This is a genomic window from Micrococcus sp. ACRRV (assembly GCF_022346985.1).
Lineage (GTDB): Bacteria > Actinomycetota > Actinomycetes > Actinomycetales > Micrococcaceae > Micrococcus > Micrococcus porci.
This window is the reverse complement of the sequence record NZ_JAKRNH010000085.1, coordinates 1-10,413: the sequence shown is the minus strand read 5'-3', so window position 1 is coordinate 10,413 and position 10,413 is coordinate 1. Positions and strand designations below refer to the sequence as shown.

Annotated in this window: 11 protein-coding genes; 3 read left to right on the top strand and 8 right to left on the bottom strand. The window is 74.3% G+C overall.

Translation table 11 applies throughout. The annotated features are described in order from the left end of the window. Positions 1-114 precede the first annotated feature (114 nt). From rlmB to MHY29_RS09130, 4 genes are all read right to left on the bottom strand, one after another. Complete coding sequence (rlmB, locus tag MHY29_RS09145) at positions 115-1,128, bottom strand: 23S rRNA (guanosine(2251)-2'-O)-methyltransferase RlmB (protein WP_239240491.1); 1,014 nt, start codon at positions 1,126-1,128, stop codon at positions 115-117. Positions 1,129-1,223: 95 nt separating this feature from the next. Then, positions 1,224-2,678, bottom strand: a complete 1,455-nt coding sequence (cysS, locus tag MHY29_RS09140) for a cysteine--tRNA ligase (RefSeq protein WP_224355611.1) — start codon at positions 2,676-2,678, stop codon at positions 1,224-1,226. Between the two features lie 67 nt (positions 2,679-2,745). Further along, entirely contained in the window at positions 2,746-4,050 is a 1,305-nt protein-coding gene (gene ispF, locus MHY29_RS09135; protein ID WP_224355612.1) for a 2-C-methyl-D-erythritol 2,4-cyclodiphosphate synthase, read from the bottom strand. Between the two features lie 126 nt (positions 4,051-4,176). After that, positions 4,177-4,659: a CarD family transcriptional regulator gene (locus MHY29_RS09130; protein ID WP_224355613.1), complete on the bottom strand. Its 483-nt coding sequence runs from the start codon at positions 4,657-4,659 to the stop codon at positions 4,177-4,179. 198 nt (positions 4,660-4,857) lie between these two features. Here MHY29_RS09130 and MHY29_RS09125 point away from each other — a divergent pair, with 198 nt between their 5' ends. Further along, a complete protein-coding gene (locus MHY29_RS09125) occupies positions 4,858-5,403 on the top strand; it encodes a hypothetical protein (protein WP_224355614.1) in 546 nt (181 codons plus the stop codon). A 67-nt stretch (positions 5,404-5,470) separates the two neighbouring features. On the opposite strand, the gene MHY29_RS09120 is transcribed toward MHY29_RS09125, so the two are convergent. Continuing rightward, a complete protein-coding gene (locus tag MHY29_RS09120) occupies positions 5,471-6,151 on the bottom strand; it encodes a response regulator transcription factor (RefSeq protein WP_224355615.1) in 681 nt (226 codons plus the stop codon). Continuing rightward, positions 6,148-7,383, bottom strand: coding sequence for a cell wall metabolism sensor histidine kinase WalK (locus MHY29_RS09115; protein WP_224355616.1), 1,236 nt, complete (start codon positions 7,381-7,383; stop codon positions 6,148-6,150). Before MHY29_RS09115 ends, MHY29_RS09120 begins: the two co-directional genes overlap by 4 nt. A 153-nt stretch (positions 7,384-7,536) precedes the next feature. Between MHY29_RS09115 and phoU the strand changes: the two genes are divergently transcribed. Beyond that, the gene (gene phoU, locus MHY29_RS09110; RefSeq protein WP_224355617.1) at positions 7,537-8,202 is read left to right on the top strand and encodes a phosphate signaling complex protein PhoU; all 666 of its coding nucleotides are present in this window, start codon (positions 7,537-7,539) and stop codon (positions 8,200-8,202) included. Positions 8,203-8,262: 60 nt separating this feature from the next. On the opposite strand, the gene MHY29_RS09105 is transcribed toward phoU, so the two are convergent. Further along, positions 8,263-9,018: a phosphoglyceromutase gene (locus MHY29_RS09105; RefSeq protein ID WP_224355618.1), complete on the bottom strand. Its 756-nt coding sequence runs from the start codon at positions 9,016-9,018 to the stop codon at positions 8,263-8,265. A 79-nt stretch (positions 9,019-9,097) separates the two neighbouring features. Here MHY29_RS09105 and MHY29_RS09100 point away from each other — a divergent pair, with 79 nt between their 5' ends. After that, on the top strand, positions 9,098-9,949 hold the full coding sequence (locus tag MHY29_RS09100; RefSeq protein WP_224355619.1) for a class I SAM-dependent methyltransferase: 852 nt from the start codon (positions 9,098-9,100) through the stop codon (positions 9,947-9,949). Positions 9,950-9,984: 35 nt separating this feature from the next. On the opposite strand, the gene MHY29_RS09095 is transcribed toward MHY29_RS09100, so the two are convergent. Next, positions 9,985-10,308 (bottom strand): DUF2516 family protein, encoded by a 324-nt coding sequence (locus MHY29_RS09095; protein ID WP_239240488.1) that lies wholly within the window; start codon positions 10,306-10,308, stop codon positions 9,985-9,987. Positions 10,309-10,413: the final 105 nt, after the last annotated feature.

Here is a 10,413-nt window from a genome sequence, read left to right as displayed (position 1 = left end):
GTCGCCTCCTGAGACCGGCCAGGCATTCAGTCCCCGGGCGCGGGGCGGGGCTTCGAGGTGCTCACCGTTCCGACGCTACCGCCCCGCGCCCGGGGACTGAATGCCTGGCCGGTCTCAGGAGGCGACGGGGCGTCCCCCGGCGCGGCCGACAGCGATCTCGTACAGGGAGATGCCCACGGCCATGGACGCGTTGAGCGACTCCATCTCCGACTGGATCGGGATCGACACGATCTGCTGGCAGTGTTCCCGCACCATCCGCGACAGCCCCTTGCCCTCGGCGCCGACGACCAGGACCAGCGGCTCCGTGGCCAGGGCGAGGCCGGGCAGGGAGACGTCCCCGCCGCCGTCGAGCCCCAGGACGAAGTAGCCCATCCGGTGCAGCTCCACCAGCGTGGTGTTGAGATTGCCGGCCTGGGCCACCGGCACGCGCGCCGCGGCGCCGGCCGAGGTGCGCCACGCCGTGGCCGTCACGCCCACGGAGCGCCGCTCCGGGACGATCACGCCGTCCGCGTCGAACGCGGACGCCGAGCGGATGATGGCGCCCAGGTTGCGGGGATCCGTGATCCCGTCCAGGGCGATGAGCAGCGGCGGGGTGCGCAGGTGGCCCTTCTCCTGGGCCTCCATGGCCTCGCGGCCCAGCGTCAGGGCGTCCGCGTACTGGTACGGCGGGATCTGCAGCACGAGGCCCTGGTGCACCGCCTCGCCGGACATGCGGTCCAGCTCCGGGCGCGTGTTCTCCATGACCGGCACCTTGTTCTCCGCGCAGAGCCGCAGGGCCTCCTTGACGCGGTCGTCCACCTCGATGCGGGTGGCCACGTGCAGGGCCTTCGCCGGGATGCCCGCCCGCAGCGCCTCCACCACGGGGTTGCGACCGGAGACGGTCTCGTCCGTGAGCTTCACGCGGCCGCGGACCTGGTCGCGGACCGGGACGCGGCCGCCACCGTGCTTGGCCGCGGAGCGCTCGTCCAGCTGCTTGGCGCGGTGGGCCTTGTGGTAGACGCGGTCCTCGGCCTTCGGGGTGGGGCCCCTGCCCTCGAGCGCCTTGCGGCCGTGGCCGCCGGTGCCCTTCTGGGGGCCCTTCTTGCCCTTGGGGGCGCGGGATCCGCCGGAGCGGGGTGCGGTGGACATGGTCGGACTCCTGGAGTGCCGGGGACGGGTGGGCGGCGCTCGGACGCCGGATCGCCCCCAAGTCTAGGCGGCGCGCCCGGCACCCCACCGGGCGCTCAGCCCGCCAGGTGCCAGGTGGCGCCCTGGGCGCCGTCCTCCACCACGACGCCGGCCGCGGCCAGGGCGTCCCGGATCCGGTCCGCAGTGGCCCAGTCCTTGTCCGCGCGGGCCTGGGCGCGGGCCTCGATCTGGGAGCGCACGAGCGAGTCCAGGGCCGCGGCCTCGGGTCCCGAGCCGCCGGCAGAGGCCTCGGGCACGTCGTCGAGGCCGAGGACGGCCGTCATGGCGGCGACCTCGGCCAGGCGGGCCCGGGCTGCGGCGTCGTCGCCGGCCGCGAGCGCGGAGTTGCCGGCGCGGACCGCCTCGTGGAGCACCGCGAGCGCCTGCGGGACGGCGAGGTCGTCCTCCATGGCGGCGCGGAACGCGGCGGGGACGTGCTCGGCGAGCGGGGCGGTGAGCTCCGGGGCGCCGAGGGCGGCGGCGGCGCGCTGCACGAAGTTCTCGATGCGCTCCACCGCGGCCTCGGCCTCCTCCAGGGCACCGGGACGATAGTCCAGCTGGGAGCGGTAGTGGGCCTGGCCCAGGAAGTAGCGCACGGCCTTGGGCCGGGCCATGGCCAGCATCTCCTGGGGGGAGATCGTGTTGCCCACGGACTTGGACATCTTCTCGCCCTGATAGGTGACCAGGCCGTTGTGCAGCCAGAACCGGGCGAAGGGGTCGCCGGCCGCCGCGGACTGGGCCAGCTCGTTCTCGTGGTGCGGGAAGCGCAGGTCCAGGCCGCCGCCGTGGACGTCGAACTCCCCGCCGAGGTACTTCGTGGACATGGCGGAGCACTCCAGGTGCCAGCCGGGGCGGCCCGCGCCCCACGGGGAGCTCCAGACGGCGGTCACCGGCTCACCCTCCTTGGCACCCTTCCAGAGGGCGAAGTCGCGGGGGTCCCGCTTGCCGCGGGGGTCGGCGTCCGGGGCGTCCTGCATGTCCTCGACGCGCTGCCGGGTCAGCTCGCCGTAGCGGTCCCACGAGCGGACGTCGAAGTACACGTCCCCCGAGCCGTCGGCGGCCGGGTACGCGTGGCCGCGCTCGATGAGCCGCTCGATCAGGGCGAGCATCTCCGGGACGTGGCCCGTGGCGCGCGGCTCGTAGGTGGGGCGGCGGACGCCGAGGGCGAGGTAGGCGGCATCGAACGCGTTCTCGAACCGGAAGGCCAGCGCCCACCACGGCTCGTCGGCCGGGTACATCTCGGAGGGCTCGAAGCCCGGCTCCTGCGAGGCGGCGGAGCGGTCGAGGATCTTGTCGTCGATGTCCGTGACGTTGCGCACCGAGGTGACGCGCAGGCCCGTGGCCTCGAGCCAGCGGATCAGGACGTCGAAGACGATGGCGCTGCGCACGTGGCCCACGTGCGGCATGCCCTGCACCGTGGCGCCGCAGTAGTACACCGACGCCTGGCCGGGCACGAGCGGGACGAAGTCCCGGATCTCGGCGGAGCGGGTGTCGTAGAAGCGCTGGGCCATGGCGGCGCGGGTCCTTCCGGAGGGCGGTCTGCGGGTCGGACCCAGCCTAGTGGGCGCCCCGTGCCGCTCAGGCAGCCGGGACGACGAGCGCCGTGGCCAGCCCCACCAGCCCCTCGCCGGCGCCGATGAAGCCGAGCCCGTCCGTCGTCGCCGCGGAGACGGCCACGGGGGCCCCGCCCAGGGCCGCGGACATCGCCGCCTCCATCTCCGCCCGGCGGGTGCCGACCTTCGGGCGGGGCGCCACGACCTGCACCGCCACGGACCCGATGCGGCACCCGGCCTCCGTCACCAGGCGCAGCACCTCGGCGAGCATCGCGGCGCCCGACGCCCCGCGCATCTCCCAGCGGTCCACGCCGAACACCGCGCCCAGGTCGCCCAGCCCGGCCGCGGAGAGCAGCGCGTTGCAGGCCGCGTGCGCCGCGACGTCCCCGTCGGAGGTGGCGGCCACCCCGTTCTGGCCCGGCCACTCGACGCAGCCGAGCCACAGCGGGCGGGGGGCGTCGTCGGGGGCCCAGCGGTGGACGTCCGTGCCGATGCCGGTGCGGGGCAGTGGCGGCGCCGCCGGGACGGCGGCGGGAGAGGGGGTGCCGGGACCAGACTGGGCGTCACGGACGGCGAGGATCCGCGCGGCGGCCTCGAGGTCCGCCGGGGAGGTCACCTTGAAGGCCCGCTCGTCCCCCGGGACCACGACGACGGCGTGCCCGGCGGCCTCCATGGCCATCGCGTCGTCCGTCAGCGCCGCGGCGTCCGCGGCCGGGTCCGCCTGGGCGGCGGCGTGCGCGGCCAGCAGGACGTCCAGGTCGAACCCCTGCGGGGTCTGCACGGCGCGCAGGGCGGACCGCGCGGGCGTGGCGACGACGACCTCCCGCCCGTCCGCGCCCGTCACCTCCTTGACGGTGTCCGTCAGGGGCAGACCCGGGACGGCGGCGACCTCGCCCGACACGAGGGCTCCGGCCACGGCCTCGAAGACCGCGGGCGGGGTGAAGGCGCGGGCCGCGTCGTGCACCAGGACATGCCGGACGCCCTGCCCGGCCGGGTGGCCGCGGTCGGCGAGCGCCGCGTCCGCGGCGGCCAGGCCGGCGCGCACCGAGTCGGCCCGCTCCACACCGCCGGGCACGCACGTCACGGGCGCGCCCACCGCGGTCTCGTGGCGGGCGACGACGTCCGCGACGGCCCGCGCGTGATCGGCCGCCGGCGGAACGAGGACCACGAGCGCGTCCAGGCCGAGGCCGGTGGCGCGCGCGGCGGCGACGGACTCGAGGCAGTGGTCCAGGAGCGGACGTCCGTCGGTCAGCGGGGCGAGGGCCTTGGGGACACCCGCGCCGAGGCGGGTTCCGGAGCCGGCGGCGGCGATCACGAGCGCGGTGGGCATGCGCCCATCCTAGGAAGGCGCGGCGGACGCCTCCCGGAGGAACGGGGACGGCGCGCCGACCGCTCCGGGTGGGGAAGCGGACGGCGCGCCGTCGACGTCGCCGGGCGTCATGCCCGGGCGGGTGGGTCAGCCCTCGAGGACCTTGTCCAGCATGCCCTCGGCCTCCTCCTCGGAGACCTTCTTGGCCAGCGCCAGCTCGGAGACGAGCACCTGGCGGGCCTTGGAGAGCATGCGCTTCTCCCCCGCCGACAGGCCGCGATCGTGGTCCCGGCGCCACAGGTCACGCACGACCTCGGACACCTTGTTGACGTCGCCGCTGGCGAGCTTCTCCAGGTTCGCCTTGTAGCGGCGCGACCAGTTGGTGGGCTCCTCCACATGCTCGGCCTGCAGCACCTCGACGACGTGCTCGAGGCCCTTGTCGTCCACGACGTCCCGCACGCCGACCAGGTCCACGTTCTCCGCGGGGACCTCGATGGTCAGGTCGCCCTGCGCCACCTTGAGCTTGAGGTACATCTTCTCTTCGCCCTTGATGGTGCGCGTCTTGATCTCCTCGATCCGCGCCGCACCATGGTGGGGATAGACGACGGTCTCTCCGACCTCGAAAACCATATGAAATGCCCCTTTCCTGTCGGTCGATTCTACCACGGAGACGCGAAACACCCCGCGGGTGTCCGGCATCCCACCGGGCCGATGTGATAGTGCACGAGGCCGTCGCGAACGGCGGCCGGGGCGGCGCCATGCGGTAGCCTGAGGCTGATCGCCCCCGTGTGGGGCCGACCTCCGCCACCGCACCTGTAGGAGAACCTCGTGAAGTCCGTCGCTTCCCGCCCTGCCCGGCGTCGCCTCGCCGCGGGCGCGCTCGCCCTCACCGCCGTCCTGGGCGCCACCGGCTGCTCCGCCGTGAGCCCGGTCGCCACCGGCATCCAGTACTCCGCGTCCGACGGCGTGAACGCGACTCAGACGGGCTTCGTCGAGGTCCGCAACCTGGGCATGGTCGGCGAGGGCGCCTCCGGGCCCGCCCGCCTGATCGGCTCCCTGAAGAACGACTCCGGCGCGGACAAGACCTACACCATCGCCGTGCAGGACGGCGGCCAGATCACCGTCCCCGTGAAGGCCGGCGAGACCGTCAAGCTGGAGGAGCAGCAGCTCGAGGTCGAGCGCTCCGTGTGGCCGGGCCAGAACGCCCAGGCCACCGTCTCCGCCGACGGCACCCAGCTGCAGCTCGGCGTGCCGGTCCTCTCCGCCACGCAGGAGCAGTACAAGGAGTACCTGCCCGCCGGCCAGTCTGCGGACACCGAGCACCTCGACGAGCAGACCGCCACCTACGGCGAGGGCGAGGGCGAACAGCACTGAGCCGCGCCCCGGCGCACACGACGACGCCCCCCGCCTCCTCGGAGGCGGGGGGCGTCGTCGTGCCGGCTCAGGACTCGAACTTGTAGCCCAGGCCGCGCACCGTCACGAGGTGGCGCGGGCTGGACGGGTCCGGCTCGATCTTGGCGCGCAGGCGCTTGACGTGGACGTCGAGCGTCTTGGTGTCCCCCACGTAGTCGGAGCCCCACACGCGGTCGATCAGCTGCCCGCGGGTGAGGACCCGGCCGGCGTTGCGCAGCAGCATCTCCAGCAGTTCGAACTCCTTCAGCGGCAGGTTCACGGGCTCGCCGTCGACGGCCACCACGTGGCGCTCGACGTCCATGCGGACCGGCCCCGCGGACACCGTGGAGGTCACCAGCTCCTCCGGCTCGCCCCCGCGGCGCAGCACGGCGCGCACGCGCGCCACGAGCTCACGGGAGGAGTACGGCTTGGTGATGTAGTCGTCCGCGCCGAGCTCCAGGCCCACGACCTTGTCGATCTCGGAGTCCTTGGCGGTGAGCATGATGATCGGCACGTGGGACCTCTGCCGGATCTGCCGGCACACCTCCGTGCCCGACATGCCCGGCAGCATCAGGTCGAGGAGGATCAGGTCCGCGCCGCCGCGCTCGAACTCCTCGAGCGCGTCGTTGCCGTCCGCCGCCACCGCGACCTCGAAGCCCTCCTTGTTCAGGAGGTAGGACAGCGGGTCACTGAACGACTCCTCGTCCTCCACGATCAGAATGCGGCTCATGCGCTGTGCTCCTTCCGTGCGGGTGCTGCGGCGGCGGCCACGCGGTGGCCGCGACGTTCGGGGAGGGTGGCGACGGTGGCGGGCGCGCCGGCGTCGGGGGTCTGCGGGGCCTGGGCCCACTCGGGCAGGCGGATGGTGAAGGTGGACCCGCGGCCGGGCTGGGACCACAGGGTGACCTCGCCGCCGTGGTTGATCACCACGTGCTTGACGATGCTCAGGCCCAGGCCGGTGCCGCCCGTCTGGCGGGACCGGGCGGCGTCCACGCGGTAGAACCGCTCGAAGACGCGCTCCTGCTCCTCCGGGCTGATGCCGATCCCCTGGTCCGTCACCGTGATCTGCGCCAGGCCGTCCTTCGAGGTCAGGCCGACGCCCACCGTGGTGCCGTCCGGCGAGTAGCGCACCGCGTTGTCCACGAGGTTGCGCACCGCCGTCATCAGCTGGTCCGGATCGCCGTGCACCACCGTGTCCACGTGGCCGCCGGCGCGGATGGAGATCCCCCGCGCCTCCGCGGTCAGCCGCACCCGGTCCACGGCCTCGGCCACCACGAGGTTGAGGTCCACGGAGCGCCCCTCGCGCACCACGTCCTTGGCCTGCAGCCGGGAGAACTCGATGATGTCCTGCACCAGGGCGGTCAGGCGGGTGGACTCCACTCCCAGGCGGCGGGCGAAGCGGCGGACCGCGTCGTCGTCGTCCGCGGCGTCCGCGATGGCCTCGGACAGCAGGGAGATGGCGCCGACGGGTGTCTTGAGCTCGTGGGACACGTTGACCACGAAGTCGTGGCGCATGGCCTCCGTGCGCATGGCGCCCGTGCGGTCCTCCGCCAGGACGAGGATGTACTCGTCGTCCAGGGGCGCCACCCGCAGCTCGACCACCAGGGAGGACTGGTGCCTCGGGTCGCGCGGCAGGTCCACCTGACGCTCCCGCACGACGCCGTCCGCCCGGACCGCCCCGGTGAGCTCCCGGAGCGCGTCGGGCACTAGGGTGTGGCCGCGGACCAGGCCCATCGCGTAGGCGGAGGGGTTGGCGCGCACGACGCCGTCCACGGCGTCCACGACGATGTAGGACCGGCCGATGACGGAGAGCACCTCCGCGGCGCCGGGCGAGAGGGTGGGCTCCTCCACGGACAGGTCCACCGTGCGCGAGCGCTCGGACGCACGGAAGGCCAGCATGGAGGCCACTCCGATGAGCAGTCCGACGGCTCCGCAGAGCAGTCCGATGATGACGGGATCCACGGGGTCAGCGTAGCCCGTGCCGGGGGCCCGGCCCGGCGGCCTCCCGCGCGTCGTCGGCAGGGGGTCCGACGTTCACACGGCGTTCACCTCCGCCTGGAAGAGTGACCACCCCACCCCTGCGAGACGACGGCCGGCCGGCCGGGAAGGCGTGCCATGCGCGAGCTCTACCGTGCCGACCTGGAACGACTCGAGCGGGACCTCGTCGGGACCGCCCGCCTGGTGCACCGCGCCGTCCTCGACGCCCGCGCCGCCCTCGACGCGGCGGACGTGCACCTGGCCGAGCAGGTGATCTCGGAGGACGCCCGGATCGACCTCATGCAGGAGGGGCTCGACGAGCAGGCCGTCCGGCTGCTCTCCCTGCAGGCGCCCGTCGCCTCGGATCTGCGCACCGTGCTGGCGACGCTGCGGATGAGCGCGTCGCTGGAGCGGATGGGGGACCTCGCCCGGCACATCGCCCAGCTGACCCGCCTGCGCTACCCCGAGCACGTGATCCCCTGCGACATGCGCCCCCTGTTCGGGTCCATGACGGACGCCGCCGTGGAGGTGGCGCAGGAGGTCGTGCTCCTGCTGGAGACCCAGGACCTGGCGCACGCCGACCGGATCCACGCCCTCAACCAGGTGGTGAACGACCACCACGTCTCCGTCTTCCGGGCCATCGCTGCGCCGTCGTGGGGGTCCCCGCCGGCCACCACCACGGACGTCACGCTGGCGTCACGCTACCTGGAGCGCTTCACCGATCACGGTCTGGCCGTGGCCGCGAAGGCGCGCTACCTGGTCACCGGGGAGTCCACGCGGCGTGAGGGCTCCGCTCCGGCCTGAGCCGGGACGCACGACGCCGGACGGGCGCGGCGCACTGCCGCGTCCCGCCCGGCGCGGGGGTCACTTCTTGTCGCCCTGGGCGGCCACGGCGGCGGCGCCCGCGGCGGCGGCCTCCGGGTCCAGGTAGCGGCCGTGCGGGGTGACCGGCTTCAGGTTCTGGTCCAGCTCGTAGAAGAGCGGGATGCCGGTGGGGATGTTCAGCCCCGAGATCTCCTCGTCCGAGATGCCGTCGAGGTGCTTGACGAGGGCGCGCAGCGAGTTGCCGTGCGCGGCGACCATGACCGTCTTGCCGGCCTTCAGGTCCGGGACGATCTGCTCGGTCCAGTACGGCAGGAGGCGGTCGATGACCTGCTTCAGGGCCTCGGTGCGCGGGGCGTCGGGGCCGATGTCCCGGTAGCGCTCGTCGCCGGCCTGGGAGAACTCGGAGGAGTCGTCCAGCGGCGGCGGCGGCACGTCGAAGGAGCGGCGCCAGGTCATGAACTGCTCCTCGCCAAACTCCTCCTTCACCTGCGCCTTGTCCTTGCCCTGCAGCGCACCGTAGTGGCGCTCGTTCAGGCGCCAGGAGCGCTTGACCGGGATCCACTGGCGGTCGGCGGCCTCCAGGGCCAGGTTGGCGGTGGTGATGGCGCGCTTGAGCAGGGAGGTGTGCAGCACGTCCGGCAGCAGGCCCTCGGCGGCCAGCAGCTCACCGCCGCGGGAGGCCTCGGCGCGGCCCTTCTCCGTCAGCGGGACGTCCACCCAGCCGGTGAACAGGTTCTTCTCGTTCCAGTCGCTCTGACCGTGCCGCAGCAGGATCAGCTTGAAGGTGTCAGCCATGCCCCCATCCTAGGCGGGCCGATCGTGGCGGGCGCCACGTCCGGCGGGCCTCCGCGACGGCCTCGCTAGGCTGGCCGGCATGGTCCAGAAGGCGCGTCGGCTCACCCTGCCCGACGGCGGCCGCGCGCGGCCCGGGGCCCGCGGCGGGCCCCAGGGGCACGTGACGCGCGGGACCACCGCCCCCCAGCGCATGCGGCGCGTGGACCGCTGGGTCGCCGACGTGCACGGGCCGCTGCTGCGGCGCACCGCCGCGCCGCTGCTCGTGGACCTCGGCTACGGGGCGCAGCCGTGGACCGCCGTGGAGATGCTCACCCGGCTGCGTGCCGTCCAGCCGTCCGCCGAGCTGGTGGGCCTGGAGATCGAGCCCGAGCGCGTGGCCCACGCCCGCGCCACCGCTCCGGCCCTGCCGGGCCTGTCCTGGGAGCGCGGCGGGTTCGAGCTGGCCACCTCCCGCCCGCCCACGGTGGTGCGCGCCTTCAACGTGCTGCGGCAGTACCGCGAGGAGGACGTCCCCGCGATCTGGGACCTGATGGCGTCCCGCATGGCCCCGGGCGGCGTCGTGGTGGAGGGCACCTGCTCCGAGGACGGGCGGCGTGCGGCGTGGGTGGACCTGCGCGCGGACGGCCCGGCGTCGCTGACGCTGGCCATGCGGTTGGGTGCGTTCGAGCGCCCGTCCGACGTGGCCGAGCGCCTGCCCAAGGCGCTCATCCACCGCCACGTGCCCGGGGAGCCCGTGCACCGGCTCCTCGCCGACGCCGACGCCGCCTGGGCGCTGCACGCGCCGCTCGGGGCCTACGGGACCCGGCAGCGGTGGATCGCCATGGTGCGCACGCTCAAGGACGCGGGCTGGCCCGTGCTGGGCCGCGAGTCCCGATGGCGACGGGGGGAGCTCACCGTGCGGTGGGACGCCGTCGCGCCCGGTGTCGGCTGAGGGGTCGCCCCGCCGGGGGCGGCGTCGCGGGGGGCTCAGCGGCCCCGGCGGCCGCCGTAGAAGCGCAGGTCGTCCCGCGGGCCGGCCAGGTACACGGACGCGACGCACACGGCGGCGAGGCCGAGGATGCCGAAGCCGCCCGTCGGGCCGAGGAGCACACCGACCAGCCCCACGGCGGCGGCCGCGCCCGTCAGTGCCAGCCAGAAGCCCTTGGTGCGCCCGCCGGCGCGCAGGAACGTCTCCTGGGAGGTGCGGGCCGCGTCCGCGAACGCCCACAGCTCCAGGAGGAAGGCGACCACGGCGAGCGCGTAGAACAGCCAGTTGCCGGCGACGATCGCGAGGTGCATGGGTGCGTCCATGCGGGCCAGTCTACGGAAGGAGCCGACCGGGGCCGGTGTCCCGTCCGGCGGGCCTGCGTGGACTTTCCGGTGCCGTCCGCGCCCTCGAACGCCACGAACAGCCCC

Coding starts and splice junctions, on each gene's coding strand:
- cysS (WP_224355611.1), bottom strand. CDS start 2,678: ATGGCCCAGCGCTTCTACGACACCCGCTCCGCCGAGATCCGGGACTTC.
- ispF (WP_224355612.1), bottom strand. CDS start 4,050: ATGCCCACCGCGCTCGTGATCGCCGCCGCCGGCTCCGGAACCCGCCTC.
- MHY29_RS09120 (WP_224355615.1), bottom strand. CDS start 6,151: ATGAGCCGCATTCTGATCGTGGAGGACGAGGAGTCGTTCAGTGACCCG.
- MHY29_RS09095 (WP_239240488.1), bottom strand. CDS start 10,308: ATGGACGCACCCATGCACCTCGCGATCGTCGCCGGCAACTGGCTGTTC.
- MHY29_RS09105 (WP_224355618.1), bottom strand. CDS start 9,018: ATGGCTGACACCTTCAAGCTGATCCTGCTGCGGCACGGTCAGAGCGAC.
- rlmB (WP_239240491.1), bottom strand. CDS start 1,128: ATGTCCACCGCACCCCGCTCCGGCGGATCCCGCGCCCCCAAGGGCAAG.
- phoU (WP_224355617.1), top strand. CDS start 7,537: ATGCGCGAGCTCTACCGTGCCGACCTGGAACGACTCGAGCGGGACCTC.
- MHY29_RS09100 (WP_224355619.1), top strand. CDS start 9,098: ATGGTCCAGAAGGCGCGTCGGCTCACCCTGCCCGACGGCGGCCGCGCG.
- MHY29_RS09130 (WP_224355613.1), bottom strand. CDS start 4,659: ATGGTTTTCGAGGTCGGAGAGACCGTCGTCTATCCCCACCATGGTGCG.